The sequence below is a fragment of the Actinocrinis puniceicyclus genome (genome assembly GCF_018283645.1).
Taxonomy (GTDB): domain Bacteria; phylum Actinomycetota; class Actinomycetes; order Streptomycetales; family Catenulisporaceae; genus Actinocrinis; species Actinocrinis puniceicyclus.
In genome coordinates this window covers 1-18,561 of the sequence record NZ_JAGSXH010000030.1, presented here as the reverse complement: position 1 = coordinate 18,561, position 18,561 = coordinate 1, and the positions used below count along the sequence as shown (strand labels likewise).

16 protein-coding genes are annotated in these 18,561 nt (G+C 69.5%); 6 read left to right on the top strand and 10 right to left on the bottom strand.

What is annotated here, in order from left to right:
- Positions 1-56 precede the first annotated feature (56 nt).
- Both KGA66_RS11110 and KGA66_RS11105 read right to left on the bottom strand, forming a co-directional pair.
- Positions 57-1,136 carry a S1C family serine protease gene (locus KGA66_RS11110; RefSeq protein ID WP_211467443.1) on the bottom strand — a complete coding sequence of 360 codons (1,080 nt, stop codon included), beginning with the start codon at positions 1,134-1,136 and terminating at the stop codon, positions 57-59.
- Between the two features lie 160 nt (positions 1,137-1,296).
- Positions 1,297-1,740 carry an STAS domain-containing protein gene (locus KGA66_RS11105; RefSeq protein ID WP_211467441.1) on the bottom strand — a complete coding sequence of 148 codons (444 nt, stop codon included), beginning with the start codon at positions 1,738-1,740 and terminating at the stop codon, positions 1,297-1,299.
- A gap of 385 nt (positions 1,741-2,125) precedes the next feature.
- Between KGA66_RS11105 and KGA66_RS11100 the strand changes: the two genes are divergently transcribed.
- The 4 genes from KGA66_RS11100 to KGA66_RS11085 all read left to right on the top strand — a co-directional run bounded on the left by KGA66_RS11100 (position 2,126) and on the right by KGA66_RS11085 (position 8,304).
- Positions 2,126-3,598: a glycoside hydrolase family 28 protein gene (locus KGA66_RS11100; protein WP_211467439.1), complete on the top strand. Its 1,473-nt coding sequence runs from the start codon at positions 2,126-2,128 to the stop codon at positions 3,596-3,598.
- Between the two features lie 399 nt (positions 3,599-3,997).
- Positions 3,998-6,382: a nitric-oxide reductase large subunit gene (locus tag KGA66_RS11095; protein ID WP_211467437.1), complete on the top strand. Its 2,385-nt coding sequence runs from the start codon at positions 3,998-4,000 to the stop codon at positions 6,380-6,382.
- Positions 6,379-6,759, top strand: coding sequence for a hypothetical protein (locus KGA66_RS11090; protein ID WP_211467435.1), 381 nt, complete (start codon positions 6,379-6,381; stop codon positions 6,757-6,759). Before KGA66_RS11095 ends, KGA66_RS11090 begins: the two co-directional genes overlap by 4 nt.
- Before the next feature lie 435 nt (positions 6,760-7,194).
- Positions 7,195-8,304: a sialidase family protein gene (locus tag KGA66_RS11085; protein WP_211467433.1), complete on the top strand. Its 1,110-nt coding sequence runs from the start codon at positions 7,195-7,197 to the stop codon at positions 8,302-8,304.
- Positions 8,305-8,540: 236 nt separating this feature from the next.
- On the opposite strand, the gene glnA is transcribed toward KGA66_RS11085, so the two are convergent.
- Complete coding sequence (gene glnA, locus KGA66_RS11080; protein ID WP_211467431.1) at positions 8,541-9,968, bottom strand: type I glutamate--ammonia ligase; 1,428 nt, start codon at positions 9,966-9,968, stop codon at positions 8,541-8,543.
- 387 nt (positions 9,969-10,355) lie between these two features.
- Here glnA and KGA66_RS11075 point away from each other — a divergent pair, with 387 nt between their 5' ends.
- Positions 10,356-10,862 (top strand): RDD family protein, encoded by a 507-nt coding sequence (locus KGA66_RS11075; RefSeq protein ID WP_211467429.1) that lies wholly within the window; start codon positions 10,356-10,358, stop codon positions 10,860-10,862.
- Between the two features lie 12 nt (positions 10,863-10,874).
- On the opposite strand, the gene KGA66_RS11070 is transcribed toward KGA66_RS11075, so the two are convergent.
- From KGA66_RS11070 to lipB, 4 genes are all read right to left on the bottom strand, one after another.
- Positions 10,875-11,630 carry a DUF4191 domain-containing protein gene (locus KGA66_RS11070; protein WP_211467427.1) on the bottom strand — a complete coding sequence of 252 codons (756 nt, stop codon included), beginning with the start codon at positions 11,628-11,630 and terminating at the stop codon, positions 10,875-10,877.
- A 121-nt stretch (positions 11,631-11,751) separates the two neighbouring features.
- A complete protein-coding gene (locus KGA66_RS11065) occupies positions 11,752-11,910 on the bottom strand; it encodes a hypothetical protein (RefSeq protein ID WP_211467425.1) in 159 nt (52 codons plus the stop codon).
- Between the two features lie 214 nt (positions 11,911-12,124).
- Positions 12,125-13,093 carry a lipoyl synthase gene (gene lipA, locus KGA66_RS11060; RefSeq protein ID WP_312886856.1) on the bottom strand — a complete coding sequence of 323 codons (969 nt, stop codon included), beginning with the start codon at positions 13,091-13,093 and terminating at the stop codon, positions 12,125-12,127.
- Positions 13,094-13,161: 68 nt separating this feature from the next.
- Entirely contained in the window at positions 13,162-13,845 is a 684-nt protein-coding gene (gene lipB / locus KGA66_RS11055) for a lipoyl(octanoyl) transferase LipB (RefSeq protein WP_312886855.1), read from the bottom strand.
- A gap of 290 nt (positions 13,846-14,135) precedes the next feature.
- On the opposite strand from lipB, the gene KGA66_RS31545 reads away from it, so the two are divergent.
- Positions 14,136-15,119 (top strand): Gfo/Idh/MocA family protein, encoded by a 984-nt coding sequence (locus tag KGA66_RS31545; protein ID WP_211467421.1) that lies wholly within the window; start codon positions 14,136-14,138, stop codon positions 15,117-15,119.
- 25 nt (positions 15,120-15,144) lie between these two features.
- Here KGA66_RS31545 and KGA66_RS11045 read toward each other — a convergent pair whose 3' ends face one another.
- The 3 genes from KGA66_RS11045 to sucB all read right to left on the bottom strand — a co-directional run.
- On the bottom strand, positions 15,145-16,419 hold the full coding sequence (locus tag KGA66_RS11045) for an FAD-dependent oxidoreductase (RefSeq protein WP_211467419.1): 1,275 nt from the start codon (positions 16,417-16,419) through the stop codon (positions 15,145-15,147).
- A gap of 167 nt (positions 16,420-16,586) precedes the next feature.
- Positions 16,587-17,294 carry a hypothetical protein gene (locus KGA66_RS11040; protein WP_211467417.1) on the bottom strand — a complete coding sequence of 236 codons (708 nt, stop codon included), beginning with the start codon at positions 17,292-17,294 and terminating at the stop codon, positions 16,587-16,589.
- Positions 17,295-17,524: 230 nt separating this feature from the next.
- The coding region (gene sucB, locus KGA66_RS11035; RefSeq protein ID WP_211467415.1) for a 2-oxoglutarate dehydrogenase, E2 component, dihydrolipoamide succinyltransferase at positions 17,525-18,561 on the bottom strand (1,037 nt) is incomplete at its 5' end.

Here is an 18,561-nt window from a genome sequence, read left to right as displayed (position 1 = left end):
GATCTGTGTGAACCACGCGCAACCGCGAGCCTGTTCGTGCTCTCATACGCCTCGGCTCAGCCCGCCGGCCCCACCGCGAGGGTGACCGTCGCGGTGCGGCTGCGCCCGGTCCCGTCCGTCCAGCCGATCTCCACCGACTGGCCGGGACGGTCGCGGTCGATGAGCGCGATCAGCGTCGTCGGCGAATCGACCGGCGCGGCGTCCAGCGAGGTGATCACATCGCCCTCGGCCAGGCCCGCGGCTTGCGCCGGCTCCCCGGGCAGTACCCCGGCGACCGCGGCCCCGCCGCCGGCCGAGTCCATGCCCGCGGAGGTGCCGGTGATCTCAAGGCCGAGCTGCCCGGTGGGTCCCACGTGCACGGTCTGCGACGCCCGTCCCGCCGCGATCTGCCGTCCGATTCCCGGCGCCGTGCCGATCGGGATGGCGAAACCGGCGGTGGTGCCGCCCCGGCTGTGGAACTGGTAAGTGCTGCCGGCCGCGGTGGTGATCCCGATGACCCGGCCCGCGCTGTTCACCAGCGGGCCGCCGGAGTCGCCGGGACGCACCTGCGCCCTGACCTGGATCAGCCCGGTCAGCTGCTCCGCGCTGCCGGAGGACTGGTCGGAGGCCGTGATCGACTGGTTCAGCGCGGTGATCGTGCCGGGTGCGACCGCCAGCGAGCCGGTGCCGCCGGCGTTGCCGACCGACGCGACCCGGTCACCGATCGACGGCTGTGCGGACGTGTCGAGCGTGGCCGTGGGCAGGTTCCGCGCGCCCTGAAGCCGCAGCAGCGCCACGTCGCGCGACCGGTCGTAACCGGCCACGGTGGCAGTGTACGTATGACCGGTGCCGGCGTCCGTGACCTGCACGTTCGTGGCCCCTTCGATGACGTGGTTGTTGGTCAGCACCTCGCCCGACGAGGTGAGTACGACCCCGGTACCCGCGGCTTGTTCGCTCTGCTCGCCGAGCGTGCTGTCGACGAACACCAGGTCGGGCTGAACCGACGCGAAGCTCGCCGAGCCGGGCGCACCGGAGGCGCCGCCGGGCCCGGAGGAACCGCCGGGGCCGCCGAAGCCGCCGCCGCCCTGCCGGACGGAGACGCAGGCGGCCAGCGTCCCGAAGACCAGGATCAGGACGACGACCGAGCGGATTCTCATCCGGTGCCTCACTTCCGGTGCGGGCACGGCTGCGCCCGGTGCGACGCGAACGCCCGCGATTGCCCGCTCGCCGGTACCGGAAACGATGCGGGCCTGGCCTGGTGTCCCGCGCCGGAAATCCGCCGTGAAAATTTTCACGGCGGATTTCCGGCGCGGGACACTAGCAGCCGGGACGGAAGGCCACCGCGCTGCGGTGCACCGTGCCGTGCTGCGCCGCGGCATCGCTGCCGGCCGGCTGCGCCGCGGGCACCGGCTCGATGCGGAAGCGCCGTGCCACGTCCACGATGTCCAGCACGGTGTGCACCGCCGCGGACGGGGCGCTCAGCACGAGGTCGGTCGCGGCGTTCTCGGCCTGTTCGCGCAGGCGTACCAGCGCGGTCAGCCCGGCGGCGCCGAAGAAGGTGACCCGCGAAAGATCGACGATCACCCGCAGCGGCGGCCCCTGCAAGCAGACCTCGGCGGCCGCGCTCAAAAGGCACACTGTGGCCAGATCGACGTCCCCGTCGACGCAGACGGTCGTCACGTGCTCGGCGCGGGCCACTTCGACGTACAGGCCCGGCGAGTGCGACCGCGCGCGGGAGAGGTCTCGGGAGTGCGGCACCATGGGCGGCTCCCTTACGAAAAGCGGCCGCGGATCGGAGAGCCGGAGAGCCGAATCCCGGTGATGATGCGCGGGCGGCGCCTGGCGCCCGCGCATCGCGTGCCCCAGATCACCATCGACGGCTCTGCTCCGAACCGTGTTCCAGTCTAGTCCGCTTAGCCGCGCATGGTGGCGTTGAAACGTTCCCTCGGTGCAAACGGCGTGTATCAGGCGTGTTCCGGATCTTCACCCCGTACCCGCGGACAGCCGAGCAAACCGGGTCTATCCAAACGCCTGCCACGCCCTGTACTCTCCTTTCGCAACGGTGCGCAACACCGTCGTTACGCGGTCGGCAGAGGGTGAACGGCCGCGCATGTGACAGTCAGTCCACGACTCAAGGACAGGTTTCATGCGTTCGTTCACCCGAACACTGCGTCCTGCGACGCCCAAAATCTCCCTCGCGGCCGCGGCCGCGGCCGCCCTCGTGCTCGGCGTGTTGACCGCCGGTACCGCGCAGGGCGCCAGCGTCGCCACCGGCGACAGCCGCTCGGTCGGCCAGCCCTCCCCGCCGTCGGTCTGCACCACGCTGACCGCGAAGCTGGCCACCGGAAACGAGCAGTTCTCCAGCGGCACCGAGGCCAACCCGCCGGACACCTCCCGCATCCAGTCCGCGCTCAACTCGTGTAAGGGAACGAACAAGGCCGTCGAGCTGACCGGCAGTGGCAGCAACAACGCGTTCCTGTCCGCGCCGCTCACCGTGCCGGGCGGGGTGTACCTGGTGATCAACGCGGGCGCCACGCTCTACGCCACCCGCGTCGCCTCGCAGTACCAGTCGAGTTCCTCGGACGTGTGCGGCACGATCTCCAGCAGCGACAACGGCTGCAACCCGTTCATCAAGGTCTCCGGCGCCAACTCCGGCATCGAGGGCATCCGCAACTCCAGCGGCTCACAGGGCACCATCGACGGCCGCGGCGGCCAGACGATGTGGGGCACCAGCACCACCTGGTGGCAGCTGGGCACCACCGCGGGCAACGAGGGCAGGAAGCAGAACAACCCGCGGCTGGTGTACTTCTCCGGCGCCGACAACGCCACCCTCTACGACATCAACCTGGTCAACGGCGCGTTCTTCCACGTGACCTACAAGTCCGGCAGCGGTTTCACCGCCTGGGGCGTGCGGATCAAGACCCCGGCGACGGCCCGCAACACCGACGGCATCGATCCGGACGCCGCCAGCAACGTCACGATCGAGAACTCGTACATCCAGGACGGCGACGACGGTATCGCGATCAAGGGCGGCAGCGGCGCGTCCAGCAACATCACGATCGCGAACAACCACTTCTACGGCACGCACGGCATCTCCATCGGCAGCGAGACCAACGACGGCGTGAGCAACGTGCTCGTGAAGAACAACACCGTCCAGGGCACCGACAGCTCCGGCAACGTCAGCAGCCTGAACAACGGCATCCGGATCAAGAGCTATCCGGGCAAGGGCGGCAAGGTCTCCACGGTCACCTACATCAACACCTGCGAGAGCGGTGTGAAGCACCTGATCGAGCTGAACCCGCGCTACTCCTCCTCCAGCAGCACCAGCAGCATCCCCGAGTTCACCAACATCATCATCGACGGCCTCAAGTCGCAGAGCTCTGTCTCGGGAGCCACGTCGATCATCGAGGGCTACGATTCCTCGCACATGACGGGCCTCTACCTTCAGTACGTCAGCCTGGACAACACGTCCTACACGGCCGAGTACGCGTACGTCGACACCTACAGCTCCAACCTCAATCCGTCCTCGGGCACTGACGTGAGCCTGACCAGGCTGTCGGCTCCGGTGACCTCCGGCAGCGTCCCGTCCTGCTCGTTCCCGAGCTTCCCGAGCCTGTAAGCGGGGCGATCCGGCCGGTCCTGCCGCATATCCGCCGAGCGCGGCAGGACCGGCTCGCCGTCCCCGCCGGCGGCCGACCGGCTCCTCCGTCCCATTTTTCACGGGATATTATCGTTTCAATCCTTGCAGTCGGGCGATGCGACGCTTCGGTTGCACGGTCGAGTGCGGTTGCCCAGGGTTAACTGCCGTGACGCTGGCAACATCGGCGCGAGGATCAACAGCATTACCTGCGTATTCTCTGTGAAGGCGCGGAACGCACGCCAACTTCTACGGCGTGTCGAACATCACATCAGTCTGAGTTGTTTATACAAACGGTCTGTACTTTATTGTGCCGTGCTGGCTCGGTGATCCGCATATGGAGCCGGAGTGTGCCGCGTGCACGGAGGAGGAATCAGACCTATGGCATTGTCCGAACCCGCCACTGGAGACCAGTTCGGGACGCCCGCGTCCGACCGGCCGCCCGGGGCGAAACAGCCCAGGATGATCGCGAAGGGCTGGGTCCAGGCGTCCATCCTCGTCACCGTCGCCGGCTTCCTCGTGCTCGGCCTGCTGGCGATGCTCACCTACCAGTTCCAGCCGCCGATCCCGGACCGTGTCGTCACGCCGAGCGGCAAGGTCCTCTTCACCGGAGAGCAGATCCGCAAGGGCCAGGAGACGTTCCTGCGCAACGGCCTGATGGAGTACGGCTCCATCTTCGGCCAGGGCGCCTATCTCGGGCCTGACTTCACCGCCGACTACCTCAACCGGGCCGCAACCTCCGTGCAGGACCAGTACTCCCGCGAGGGCCTGCGCGACCCGCACGGCCGGACCGTCGCCGACTTCCGCACCAACAGGTACGACGAGAAGAGCGGCACCCTGGTGTGGACCGAGGCGCAGGCCGTGGCGTTCCAGCAGATCAGGACGCACTACGCCGAACTGCTCGGCAGCCCGAAGGGCGAGAACGGGGTGCGGCCGAGCGCGATCACCGATCCGGCGGACATCTTCGACCTGACCGCCTACTTCGGCTGGACCGCCTGGTCCGCCGCCGCCGACCGTCCGGACACGGACTACTCCTACACCAACAACTGGCCCTCAGAACGGCTGGTGGACAACGTCCCGACCGGTCATGTCGTGCTCTGGAGCGTGCTGTCGCTGATCTTCCTGCTGGCCGGCGCCGGCGCGATCTTCGCCGCCTTCGGCCGCTGGAACTTCCTCGGCTGGCACCACCGCGACCACCGGGAGCTGCGCTTCCACGCGCCCGACAAGGTGAAGCTGACCCCGGCGCAGCGCGCCACCGCGGGATTCTTCCTCGCGATGGCGGCGCTGTTCCTGGTCCAGACCCTCGTGGGCGCCCTGACCGAGCACTACCGGGCCGACCTCAGCAGCTTCTTCGGCATCCCGATGGACCGCTGGCTGCCGTACAACCTCACCCGCACCTGGCACGAGCAGCTGGCGATCTTCTGGGTGGTCACCTCGTTCCTGGCCATCGGCATCTTCCTCACTCCGCTCATCTCCCGCGGCTGGGAACCGCGGCGGCAGGCGCTGCTCACCCGGGTGCTGCTCGGCGCGCTCGTGGTGGTGGTCGTCGGCAGCCTGCTCGGCGAGATGGCCGGCATGCGCGGCTGGCTCGGCTCACTGTGGAAGGAGTTCGGCGACCAGGGCTGGGCGTACATCGACCTGGGCAAGGTATGGCAGGTGCTGCTGGTCGTCGGGCTCGCGCTGTGGACCTTCATCCTGTTCCGGGGCCTGCGAAAGCGGCTGCGCACGGAGAGCGTCGCGAACATGCCGTGGCTGTTCTTCCTGGCCGCCCTCGCGCTGCCCGCGTTCTACGCCGTGGGCCTGATCACCAACCCCGACTCGGAGTTCACCGCGGGCGACTTCTGGCGTTTCATAGTGGTGCACCTGTGGGTCGAGGACTTCATGGAGCTGTTCACCACCGCCACGGTCGCGTACCTGTTCGTCCTGCTCGGCGTCGTGCGCGAGCGCGTGGCGCTGACCGTGATCTACCTCGACATCGTGCTCTACAGCGCCGGCGGCATCATCGGCACGATGCACCATCTCTACTTCCAGGGCGCGCCCGCCGAGCATCTCGCGCTCGGCGCCACGTTTTCCGCGCTCGAGGTGGTCCCGCTGCTGTTCCTGACGGTCGAGGCCTGGAGCTTCCTGCAGCTCGGCGCCCGGCGGCGCAGCGGCTCGTCCACCCCGTTCCCGCACCGCTGGGCCGTGATGTTCCTGGCCGCGGTCGGCTTCTGGAACTTCCTCGGCGCGGGCATCGACGGCTTCCTGATCAACCTGCCGATCGTCTCCTACTACGAGATCGGTACCGGGCTGACCGCCAACCACGCGCACGCCGCGATGATGGGCGTCTACGGCATGTTGGCCGTCGGGTTCGCCGTGTTCGCGCTGCGTTACCTCATCCCGGAGGAGCGGTGGTCCGACCGCTGGCCCCGGTTGTCCTTCTGGCTGCTCAACATCGGCCTGCTGTGGATGTCTTTCGCCTCGATGCTTCCTCAGGGCGCTCTACAGCTGTACAAGGTCGTTCAGAGCGGCTACGCGGACGCGCGCAGCCTGGGTTACCTCCAGGGCAACACCAATTCCTTCTTCGAGTGGCTCCGCCTGCCCGGTGATGTGGTGTTCATCGCCGGGGTGCTGCCTTTGCTGTGGATGACTTGGCTCGGTGTGCGCTACCGCACCAAGGCGGTCCGGAGTGCGGCCGATCCCGAGGAGGTCCTGTTGTTCACCGAGATCGTCCAGGACGATCCGGCCGCCGGAGCCGAACCGGATGCCGAGCCGGTGACGGCGTGAGCACCGAGGCCGGGTTCGTGGCCGTGTACCTCGCGGCGCTCCTCGTTCTCGTCGGGGTGCTCGAACTCTACGGGCGTCAGTCGACCAGCGCGTGGGCGTCGCGGGTGTTCGCCGGCTATCGTCGCGCGGTCCCCGACGCGCCGGAGCCGGCCGACCCCGAGGATTGGCCGCACTCCGAGGTGCGGCGCTTCCACGGGGTGCTGTCCGCGCTCGTCGTGGCGGTCGCGATCGTGCTCGCCGCGGTGGAACTGCTCCGGCACCACCGGCCGGCCGAGCTTGCGGTGCTGTCCACGATCGGCCTTCTGCACGCGCTGCTCGGCTCCCGCTTGCTCGGGCGGTTGCGGCGCAAGCCGGTGCGCCGCCCGGCCGGGATGTAGAACCCGTACAGCCGGACGGTCCAGACCCGCTCACGCGGGCCCGGACCGTCCGGTGCGCTCCTGGCTCGGGATCGACGCGAATCTCCCCTCACCGGTTATTGACCGTAGAGTCGACCACTGACATGGATGGCCGTGCTCGGGTTCCCGGTTGTCGTGGCGACACCACTGACCGATGCCTCGCCAAGCTTGTCAAGGCTCTGATGTGCCCGGACGAAGCAGGGTTATTCACCCCGATCTGGGCGCAGTCCATTGACTCGGCTGCTAAACCGCGTAACGTCCCCATCGCTGATCTCAATAGAGCGAAGGGGAACCATGCAGAATGGTCGTGACTCGCTGTGGACCGCATCCACCGATGGTCGGCGAGCCGATGGTGTGGCTGACGGGGCTGTGCGCCTGACACGCCGGGCGTTACTCGGGACAGGGGGAGCCGCGGTTGTGGCGCTGTCTGTGGGCAGGACGGGAACAGCGGTCGCGGCGGCGACGAACTCCGGCCTATCGCAGGGTGAGGTTCCATTCGGCCCGGTCACGGTGGCCGACCCCGGACCAGGCGCGGCGTACGCGCGAGCCGTGCGGCTCAGCGTGCAGCCGGGCGGATCGCAGACATACCTGGCGACATTCCAGCAGTTCGACTTCGGAAAGCCGGGCGGGTTCCCGATCTTCCGGAGCGACGACGGCGGCCATACCTGGCTTCAGCGGGGCAATGTGCCCGACAACGGCGAGCCCGGAAGGCTCTGGTTGCAGCCGTTCCTGTACGAGTTGCCGCGCGCCTTCGCCGGCCTCCCGAAGGGCGCGGTGTTGTGTGCCGGCAACTCACTGGATTCCTCGAGCACACGGATCGTGCTGTACGCGAGCGTCGACCGTGGCCTGACCTGGCAGTACCTGAGCACGGTGGCGCAGGGCGGCCCGCCCAATCCGCAAAACGGCAACACGCCCGTGTGGGAGCCGTTCCTGCTGCTGCACCATGACCGGCTCGTCTGTTACTACTCTGACCAGCGAGACCCGAGGTACGGGCAGAAGCTGGCGCATCAGACCACCAGGGACCTGCGTCACTGGGGTCCGGTCGTCGATGACGCCGTGGGTGCGGAATACAGCCAGCGACCGGGCATGACCACCGTCGCGCAAGTGCATCACAGTCTGTGGATCATGACCTACGAGTTCGGGGTCTCGGACACCTACTACCCAGTGCGCTACAAGCTCGCCCGGGATCCGGAGTCGTTCGCCTCGTCCCCGGCGCAGGAGCTGCTCGACCAGGACGGGTACGCCCCGTCGGCGGCCCCGACCGTGTCGTGGTCGGATTCCGGCGGCCCCCAGGGCACCGTCATCGTCAGCGCCAACAGTGACGAGGACTTCTTTGTCAATCGGGCGCTCGGTGATCCCGGCAAGTGGACGCGGTTGTCTTCGGCGATGCCGAGGGGCTACAGCCGATTCACCATCCCGCTGTCCGGCCCGGGAACCTGGCGCCGGCCGGGCCTCGTCTTCGTCGTGACCGGCGCACCCTACGGCGAACAGGCTCCGATCCAGGCCGGCGTCATACAGCTGGACTGACGGCGGACTGAGCGTGGGCTCCCACTGGCCGGCGCCCCTGCTGACGACGGGGGCGAGAGCTGCGATTGAAGCGACGAGCCGTGCGCTCGACCTCTACTCGCGGCGGTCAGGTACCAAGCCGCCCTTATGAGCGATGCGTGACGAGGCCCCGCCGACGAACGTCCGTCGGCGGGGCCTTGATCATGGCCCGTGCACGGCCCGTGGGGGCTGTTTACGGGGCCTGACCTGTGACGTTCTTAGATGTCGTAGTAGAGGTCGAACTCGTACGGGTGCGGGCGCAGGCGGATCGGGTCGATCTCGGCCGAACGCTTGTAAGCGATCCAGGTCTCGATCAGGTCCTGGGTGAACACTCCGCCGGCGGTGAGGTAGTCGTGGTCGGTCTCGAGCGCGTCGAGCACGGCGCCGAGGCTGCCGGGGACCTGCGGGACCGCGGCGTGCTCGTCCGGGGGCAGCTCGTAGAGGTCCTTGTCCACCGGGGCGATCGGCTCGATCTTGTTCTTGATGCCGTCCAGGCCGGCCAGCAGCATCGCGGAGAACGCGAGGTACGGGTTGCTGGACGGGTCCGGCACGCGGAACTCGATCCGCTTGGCCTTCGGGTTCGCGCCGGTGATCGGGATGCGGATGCACGCCGACCGGTTGCGCTGCGAGTAGACCAGGTTCACCGGCGCCTCGAAACCGGGCACCAGGCGGTGGTACGAGTTCACGCTCGGGTTGGTGAACGCCAGCAGGCTCGGGGCGTGCTTGAGCAGACCGCCGATGTAGTGGCGGGCGGTGTCGGCAAGGCCGGCGTAGCCGATCTCGTCGTAGAAGAGCGGGCTGCCGTCCTTCCAGAGGCTCTGGTGGGTGTGCATACCCGAGCCGTTGTCGCCGAAGAGCGGCTTCGGCATGAAGGTGGCGGTCTTGCCGTTCGCGAGCGCCACGTTCTTGATGACGTACTTGAACAGCATCAGGTCGTCGGCCGCGTGCAGCAGGGTGTTGAACTTGTAGTTGATCTCGGCCTGGCCGGCGGTGCCCACCTCGTGGTGCGCCCGCTCCACCTCAAGGCCGACCCCCTTGAGCGCCTGCACCATCTCGTCACGCAGGTCGCCGTAGTGGTCATAGGGCGCGACCGGGAAGTAGCCGCCCTTGTATCGCACCTTGTAGCCGAGGTTGCCGCCGACCTCCTCGCGGCCGGTGTTCCAGTGCCCTGACTCCGAGTCGATGTGGTAGAAGGACTCGTTCACCTTGCTGTCGAAGCGGATCGAGTCGAACACGTAGAACTCGGCCTCGGGGCCGAAGTACGCGGTGTCCGCGATGCCCGAGCTCTTGAGGTACGCCTCAGCCTTCTTCGCCACGTTGCGCGGGTCGCGCGAGTACGCCTCGCCGGTCAGCGGGTCGTGGATGAAGAAGTTGATGTTGAGCGTCTTCTCCTTGCGGAACGGGTCGAGCCGCGCCGTGGCCGGGTCCGGCAGCAACTGCATGTCCGACTCGTGGATCGCCTGGAAGCCGCGGATCGAGGACCCGTCGAACGCCAGGCCGTCGGTGAACACGGACGCACCGAAGGACTCCACCGGCACGGTGAAGTGCTGCATGACGCCGGGCAGGTCGCAGAACCGGACGTCCACGAACTGGACGCCTTCGTCACTGAGGTACTTGAGTACCTCGTCGGCGTTCTGGAATGTCACTATTCCTCCTCGACCCGATGAAGTCGGTCTCGCCGGGAGAGCCGACCGGACTCGGGAAACGCGATGGGCACAGAGCGGGGGGCTTTGAAGTTGGTTCGGCGAGTGCGCGCAAGCCCCCACACGGCTCGCCTGCTGCCCGCCAGGGCCTCGACAGTCCGCGCCTGCGGGGACCGCCCTGCGCCGCGTCGCGCGACGGCCGGACCCACAGGCCCGATTTCGCAATCAGGCTCTGGCCGGGAACGATAGGTAAAGGCCATTTCCCGGCCGTGTCCCTGTTGTTTCCTGCACGTTACACGCGGCGGGATCAGGCCGTCGCGCGGCACGCTAGGGCCGTCAACCCGGGGACCCGGCACCGGCCGATTGTTTCGGACGGCTACCTTGGTAGGCATGACACAGTCTCCACCGTCCGCGCGCAAGTCAGGCACCCCTAAGCAAGCAGGCGCACGGGCCGCGGTCGGCGGATGGCTTGAGGGCCCGCGCGCCGGCTCCGCGCAGGACGCAGAGGGCTACCGCGGCCGCCGGCTCGGTCTGCCCGAGTCCGGGCCGGGCTCGCTGGCGCCGCAGGGCCGCCGGCTCGGCGCGCTGGTCGTGGACTGGGCGGTGGCCGAGATGCTCGCCCTGGCCTTCGGCTGGCACGCATCCTCGGCCCAGGGACAGTGGGGCACGATCGCGCTGTTCGGCGCCGAGCACCTGGTGCTGCTCTCGCTGTGGGGCACGACGCTCGGCAAGCGGTTGTTCGGACTGCGCGTCGGCAAACTCGGCGGTCCGCTCACCCCGTTGCACGTGATCCTGCGCACGGTGCTGCTTCTGCTGGTCGTCCCGGCGGTGGTCTGGGACCGCGACGGGCGCGGCCTGCACGACCGGCTCGCCGGGACCGTCGAGGTCAGGAGCTGACACCGGGGACATTCAGCGGATGTTGCCGCGAGGGATGCGCCCGCCGCGCGGGATCGGGCCCTTCGGCAGGTTCGCCATCGGACCTCCGCCGATCGCGGCCAGCCGCTTCGCGTACTCGTTGACCTGCAGGGATGTCAGCTTCGCCTTGCCGCGAAGGCCGCGCTTGGTCAGCGTCTGGGACAGCTTGCTGAGCGGAACCTGGCCCGCCGCGCCGTCGTCGCCCACGATCAGGGAGTCCACCTCGACATCAGGGCCGAGGTACCGCGCGATCGACTTGCGCTCGGTGGCGACGAGCTGCGCCACCCGGTTCGGGTCGCCCTCGCCGACCAGCAGGATCCCGGCACGCCCGATCAGCCGGTGCACCAGGTCCTGCTGCCGGTTGAACTGCACCGCCGGGGTCATCGTCCAGCCGCGCTTGAGGCTCTGTTCGAGGACCGCCGCGGCCGCCCCCGGCTGTCCCTCGATGCGCGCGTACGCGCTGCGCTGCACCCGGCGCGAGAGCGTGGAGAGCGCCACCAGCGCGCCGAACACCAGGGCGAAGAGGATCGCGAAGACCAGCCCGACGACGCTGCCGCCGAACAGCAGGAAGAAGAGTACGAACACGACGGCGGCGGTCCCGCCGCCCCAGGCGAGCATCGCCGGGGTGAGCCGCGGATCGGCCTGCTTGGTCACCTTGTAGGCGTAGCCGAACTGCTTGAGGCGGCCGCTCGGCGGCTCGGACGGTGCCGCCGGGCTCACGGTCGGCTCAGGGGAGGGGTTACGCGCCATGCTCAAAAGGATATGTCCCCGGCGCGGTGATCATCGCACCGCCCGGGGGCGCCGTGACTGATTCGGTACCGCCGCCTCGCGGCAGGCGGCCTGCGCGGCTGACAGGTCGTCAGCCGCGCGGCTACTTGAGCGTCGGGACGTTCGCGTCGTGCAGCGCCGTCGACGCCTCCGCTCTGACCTTCGCCCGCGCCCGGTCCTCCTGGACCGCGGCCCAGGCGTTCTCGCGCGCGACGGTGAGCCCGTCGCCGCGGAAGATCACCCACTCGACCGTGTTCAACACGGTCCGCACTGCTCCGCGCCGTGCCCCAGCCCGGTTCGCCGCGGCGCCGTCAACCGTCACCGTCATGCTTCCGTGCCCCCAATCTCCTGGTCGGATCAGCACCACCAGGGTTGCTGTCTCGTGTTGCGAGGTTACTGCGCACCGGTCAATTCCCGGTGAAGAGCGTTCCGAGACCAGGACTGCGCCGACCGGGTTCCCTCTCACGCTCAAGCCGTTACGCCGTTCGCGCGGCGACCGCCTGCTGGTAGAGCCGCCCGGCGCGGTACGACGAACGCACCAACGGCCCGGACATCACCCCGGCGAAGCCGATCTGTTCCGCCTCCTGCTTCAGTTCGACGAATTCCTCCGGCTTCACCCATCGTTCCACCGGATGGTGGCGGCGGGAGGGCCGAAGGTACTGAGTTATGGTGATCAGTTCGCAGCCAGCCGCGTGCAGGTCCCGCAGCGCCTGGGAGACCTCGCCGCGCTCCTCGCCGAGCCCCAGGATGAGGTTGGACTTGGTGACCAGGCCGGCCGCGCGGGCCTGCCGGATCACATCCAGCGAGCGCTCGTAGCGGAACGCCGGGCGGACGCGCTTGAAGATCCGCGGCACCGTCTCCACGTTGTGAGCCAGCACCTCGGGTGCGGAGTCGAACACCTCGGCGAGCAGTTCGGGGACCGCGTTGAAGTCCGGGATCAGCAGCTCGACGCCGCAGCCCGGCACCTGGGCGTGGATCTGCCGGACCGTCTCCGCGTACAGCCAGGCGCCGCCGTCCGCCAGGTCGTCGCGCGCCACGCCGGTCACGGTCGCGTATCGCAGGCCCATGGTCGCTACGGACTCGCCTACCCGCCGCGGTTCGTCGCGGTCGAGCGCGGCCGGCTTGCCGGTGTCGATCTGGCAGAAGTCGCAGCGCCGGGTGCACTGCTCGCCGCCGATCAGGAAGGTCGCCTCGCGGTCCTCCCAGCATTCGAAGATGTTCGGGCAGCCGGCCTCCTGGCAGACCGTGTGCAGGCCCTCGTTCTTGACCAGATCGCGCAGCTGCGTGTACTGCGGGCCCATCTTCGCGCGGGTCTTGATCCACTCGGGCTTCTTCTCGATCGGCGTGGCCGCGTTGCGCACCTCAAGCCGCAGCAGCCTGCGGCCGTCGGGCCCGGTCGTGGTCAGCGCCGCGTCGGCCGGGCTGCTGTCATTGATGGCGGTCACGGCCGCATCTCCTCGGTCTCGCGCATCACTGCTGGTAGTAGCGGGATCGCCGGGTCGGTCACGGCAGTCTATGCGGCTGCGGCGCGGCGCGACCGGTCGGTCGACGCGCCCTTGGGCTCGGTGAGCAGATGCAGGTGGCTCTCGACGAGCGGCAACACGTCCTGGACGGTCACGTGGCGGCCCAGTTCCTCGCTGAGCGTTGTAACGCCCGCGTCACGGATTCCGCACGGCACGATGCGGTGGTACCAATCCAGATCATTGTCGCAATTCAGGGCGAAACCGTGCATCGTGACTCCCTTGGCGAAGCGCAGCCCGACCGCGGCCACCTTGCGGTCCTGGCGCAGTGCGTCGCCGGGCACCCACACGCCGGAGCGGCCCTGGACCCGCTCGGTGTGCAGTCCGAGATCAGAGCAGACCTCGATGATCACCTGCTCGACCCGCCGCACGAAGTCGACCACGTACACGCCCTCCGGCATCCGCACGATCGGGTAGCCGACCAGCTGGCCGGGACCGTGCCAGGTGATCTTTCCGCCGCGGTCCACGTCCACCACGGGCGTGCCGTCGAACGGCCGGTCCAGCGGCTCGGTCCGCTTCCCGGCGGTGTACACCGGCGGATGCTCGAGCAGGATCACCGCGTCCGTGACAAGGTCCGCCACGCGCGCCGCGTGCCGCGCGCGCTGGTCCTCCCACGCGATGCGGTAATCGACCGCCTCGGCGCCGAAACCGCCTCGGATGATTTCCAGTTCGCCCACGCTTACGACTCTACGACGCGCCCGCGCGGCCGGATGCGCGGGCGATCCGGCGCGTCCGCTCGCGGCCGGCGGGCCCGTTCCACAGCAAGTGAAATCGGTCACAAGCGCGTCCGGAGAGCCGTGGGCGGACGAGGCGGTCCGCATATCGCGCACGGCGGGTTGAGGCGGGCTCGGCGGCGCCGGGCGGGGACAGCGGCGCCGGCCAAGGTAAGGGCCCGCGGCAGGCTGTACCCCTTTGTCGGCGCTATAGGCTGAATCCGCATCGATGATCGCGTGGGAGGAGCAGCACCGTGGCCGAAAGGATCCGCTGGGGCATCGCCGGAACCGGCGTGATCGCCGATGCCTTCGCACGGGATCTGCGCCTGCTCGACGACGCGCAGCTCGTCGCGGTCGGCTCCCGGTCCCAGGAATCCGCGGACAGGTTCGCCGGGCCGCACGCAATAACGCGCCGGCGCGTCGGCTACGACGTCCTGGCCGCCGATCCCGACGTGGACGCGATCTACGTCGCGGTACCGCACACCGCGCACGAGGAGGTCAGTCTCACCGCGATCGCGGCCGGTAAAGCAGTGCTGTGCGAGAAGCCGTTCGCCGTCAACGCGGCGCAGGCCGAGCGGATGATCGCGGCGGCCCGCGCGGCCGGCGTGTTCCTCATGGAGGCGATGTGGGTGCGGTTCCTGCCGCACCAGATCGGGCTGCGCGAGCTGATCGCGCAGGGACGGATCGGGGAGGTCCGCTCGCTGGTCGTGGACCGCGGCGAGGTGCTCAGCTCCGACCCGGCGCATCGCGTGCTCGACCCCGCACTCGGCGGCGGGGCACTGCTGGACCTGGGCATCTACCCGGTGTCTTTCGCCTCGATGCTGCTCGGCGCGCCTGACCGCGTCGCCACGTTCGCGAGCCCGGCGGTCACCGGCGTGGACGCGCAGACCTCGGCGGTGTTCGGCTACGCCAACGGCGCGCAGGCGCTGGTGACGACGGCCCTGGACGTGCGCACCGCGAACACGGCCTCGATCACCGGCACCAAGGGCCGCATCGACATCGCCGACTGGGCGGACGGCAGGCTTCCGGCCAGGCTCACCCTGCTGGACGGTACGACGCAGACTCTTGACTTCCCGCGCGAGGGCAAGGGGCTGCGGTTCCAGGCGGCGGAGGTGGGCCGCTGCCTGCGTGCCGGGCTGACCGAGAGCCCGGTGATGCCGCTGGACGAGACGCTGTCGATCATGCGCACGCTGGATCTGATGAGGCAGCAGATCGGGCTGCGTTACCCGGGCGAGTGACCGGCGGGTCGTGACGGGGCGCGCGTCACGGCCGGCCCGCCAGGTCTTCGAGCACTGCGTTCGCGGCGCGTTGCCCGGACTGCAACGCGCCTTCGACGTTCGGCAGGTCTCGATGATCGCCGCAGACGTACAGGCCCTTGATCAGCCGCACCGGACGCGTGAAGTTGTACGGGGACTGCATCGTGACCAGCGCCTGCTCGACATGCCGGATCTCCAGCGTCTCCCAGCACCGGGCCGGCACGCCGTGCAGTTCGGCCAGGCGGGGCAGAACGGCCCGGTCCAGCGCGCCCGGTTCCTTGCCGTCGTCGCCGAACACCGTCGTCGCCACCAGGGCGCGCCCCACGGGCGCGAGCGCGGGCGCCGCGCGGCTGACCACCGCCGTGCGGCCGACCGGTGAGCCGGGTTCCGCATCGACGAGCACATACGGCGAACGGTCCGGCTCGAAGGGCAGCGCCGAGTCGTCCACGGTGTGCCAGAGTGTTGTCACCGAGCGCATCCGCGGCTCGTGCAGCCCGGGCAGCAGCGCGGTCGCGGCGTGGGGATCGGACGCGACCACGATCGCTCGTGCCCTGATTTCCCCGGCTTCGCTCACGACCCGGTCGGCGCGCACCGTGTGTACCCGCGCGCCCGTTCGCAGCGCACCTTCCGGCAGCCTGCCGGCAAGTCTGCGGACCAACGCGCCGATCCCGGCGCCGGCGACCGCGAACCGGCCGCGCACCAGCAGGCGCAGGAGCCAGTCCGCGCCGCGCGCCGACGCGCTCAGATCGTCGTCGGCGGCCAGCCCGGCCAGGTACGGCCGCAGGAAACGGTCGACCAGCTCGGGCGAGTACCCGCGCGAGGCGAAGGATTCGGCCGCCGCCTGCTCCGGACCGGACAGCGCCCGCTGCGGCGGGGTGGTGGCCAGCCGGTACAGCAACTTGGACAGGCGCGCCTTGTCCGCCGGCGTGCCGATCGGCATGCGCAGCGCGGAGAAGGTCTGCTGCGGCCGCTTCGGCGCCGCGCCGAAACGGACCCGCGACACCGGTGCGCTCCCGCCGCCGGAGCAGACCCGCACCCCGGCGGCGAAGCCGCCCAGAGCCAGTTGCGCCGGCGGGACGGCGTGCCGCAGCGCCGGCCACGTCGTGTGCAGTAGATGCGCGCCGTCGCCGAGCGTGAAGCCGTCCACCCGAGCGTCCTTCGCCCGCCCGCCGGCGTCCTGGGCCGCCTCCAGGACGGTCACGGACAGTCCCTCGCCCGCCAGTCGCACCGCCGCGGCGAGCCCGGCGATTCCCCCGCCGACGACGCACACGTCAGCGTGCATACGAACCCCCCAGCGAGCCCGGATCGGTGTCGCGGTCTACCTACCCGCCGGGGAATCGTCAGAATCCGAATACGCTGCGCGCCAGGCGGGTGCTGGGGGATGTATCAAGGCAACGATTCGACCACCGGATTCGCCCCTTGAGACATTCCCCAGCACCGCCAAGGGCGTTACAGCCCCGAGGCGAAGGTGTACGGCTGGAACGCGACGTCCTGGCCGACGTCCAACTGGATGACCTCGTGCGGGGTGAGCTCGATCTTCGAGGGGTCGCCGGCGTACTTCTGGCCGTTCACGTACGCGATGACGCTGCCGGTGGCCGGCCCGACCTGGGTCTCGGACAGCGGCTGGTTCCACTCGGCGAACAGCTGCCCGAGCGTGTAGGTCTGCGTCGTCGGCGACTCGACGTGCAGCACTCCGCTGCTGTCGTGGGTGTGCAGGTAGTAGATCTGCTTGCCGCCCTCGATGAACACGTTGCCGCCGTTCTGCGGCTGCGTGCTCCACGGCTTGACGATGCCGATGCCCGCGGGCACGGCCTTCTGCTTGCCGTTGACGAAGATCTCCAGGTGCGAGTGGATGTGATACGCGACCTGCTCCTCGGTCTGCGCCGAGACTCCGTCCACGGTCTGCCCGGTCAGCCCGTCCCAGGTCTGGGCGAGCGCGTTGGGCGTGGAGTCCGCGGTGCTCGCCGCTGGAGTGGAGCCGTTCTTCTTGGACAGGGCGAGCGCCGAGAGCCCCGCGACCAGCAGGAGTACCAACACGCCCGCGCCGACCCCGAAGTAGATCTTCCGCTTGCGCTCCCGGCGCGTCTGCTCCGCGCGCATCTTCTCGATCTGTACACGGCGCTCTTGCGCACTCTTCTTACCGGCCTGCGATGCCATCGTCCCGCGCTTCCTGCCCCTAGTCCGAAACTGCCGAATGACGCCGTCGGTCGGCTTACGGTACAGCCACTTCCTGAGCGAGCGCATGCGGCCTTCTCAGGGCCTGGACCGTCCCGCTTCGCCCGCAGCGCGCCGACCTGCCCGAACGCGCCGCGTCCCGGCGAGCGCCCGCCGAAGCGGGAGCTGCCGGGACGTGAAAGCCGGGCGGGGCGCGCGGCGGCCGCGTGAACTCAGAGGCCGAGTTCGGACTCGAAGCGTCCTTCCTCGAGCCGCGCCTTGATCGCGGCCAGGAAGCGCGCCGCGTCGGCGCCGTCCACCAGGCGGTGGTCATAGCTCAGCGCCAGGTACACGATCGAGCGCACCGCGATGACCTCGCCGAGCACCTGATCGGTCACCACCGCCGGGCGCTTGACCACGGCGCCGGTGCCGAGGATGCCCACCTGCGGCTGGTTGATGATCGGGGTGTCGAACAGCGCCCCGCGCGAGCCGGTGTTGGTCAGCGTGAACGTGCCGCCGCCGAGTTCGTCCGGCGAGACCTTGTTGTCGCGGGTGCGGGCCGCCAGGTCCGCGATGGCGCGGGCGATGCCGCCGAGGTTGAGGTCTCCGGCGTTCTTGATCACCGGGACCAGCAGGCCGCGTTCGGTGTCCACCGCGATGCCCAGGTTCTCCGAGCCGTGGTAGGTCACGGTCCCGGCGTCCACGTCGATCGAGGCGTTGACCTGCGGGTACTGCTTGAGTGCCTCGACCGCGGCCATGGCGAAGAACGGCAGGAAGGAAAGCTTGACCCCCTCGCGGGCCTCGAAGTCCTTCTTCGCCCGGTCGCGCAGCCGCGCGATCGCGGTGACGTCCACCTCGACGACCGTGGTCAGCTGCGCGGAGACCTGGAGCGACTCGACCATCCGCTTGGCGATGAGCGCGCGCAGCCGGGAGAGCTTCTCGGTGCGCCCGCGCAGCGGGGAGAGCGCGGCCGCCGGGGCGCTGGGCGCGGGGGCGGCGCCGTTGACCGCTGCCGGGGCGGGCTGCGGCGCGCGCGCCTTGGCCGCCTCGATGACGTCCTGCTTGCGGATCCGGCCGCCGACGCCGGTTCCGTCGATCGTGGACAGGTCGACGCCGCGCTCGGCCGCGAGCTTGCGCACCAGCGGGGTCACGTATGCGCCGGGGCCTTCGTCGGCGCTCTGAGCAGGCGCGGATGCCGCCGGGGTCGGTGCCGCCGGGGTCGGTGACGGCGGGGCCGGAGCGGGTACCGGCGCGGGCGCCGGGTCCGGGG

What these genes read in the sequence shown, in the direction of transcription:
- KGA66_RS11075 (WP_211467429.1), top strand. Translation starts at nt 10,356, where the DNA reads ATGACACAGTCTCCACCGTCCGCGCGCAAGTCAGGCACCCCTAAGCAA.
- KGA66_RS11095 (WP_211467437.1), top strand. Translation starts at nt 3,998, where the DNA reads ATGGCATTGTCCGAACCCGCCACTGGAGACCAGTTCGGGACGCCCGCG.
- KGA66_RS11045 (WP_211467419.1), bottom strand. Translation starts at nt 16,419, where the DNA reads ATGCACGCTGACGTGTGCGTCGTCGGCGGGGGAATCGCCGGGCTCGCC.
- KGA66_RS11040 (WP_211467417.1), bottom strand. Translation starts at nt 17,294, where the DNA reads ATGGCATCGCAGGCCGGTAAGAAGAGTGCGCAAGAGCGCCGTGTACAG.
- KGA66_RS11110 (WP_211467443.1), bottom strand. Translation starts at nt 1,136, where the DNA reads ATGAGAATCCGCTCGGTCGTCGTCCTGATCCTGGTCTTCGGGACGCTG.
- KGA66_RS11070 (WP_211467427.1), bottom strand. Translation starts at nt 11,630, where the DNA reads ATGGCGCGTAACCCCTCCCCTGAGCCGACCGTGAGCCCGGCGGCACCG.
- KGA66_RS11105 (WP_211467441.1), bottom strand. Translation starts at nt 1,740, where the DNA reads ATGGTGCCGCACTCCCGAGACCTCTCCCGCGCGCGGTCGCACTCGCCG.
- KGA66_RS11100 (WP_211467439.1), top strand. Translation starts at nt 2,126, where the DNA reads ATGCGTTCGTTCACCCGAACACTGCGTCCTGCGACGCCCAAAATCTCC.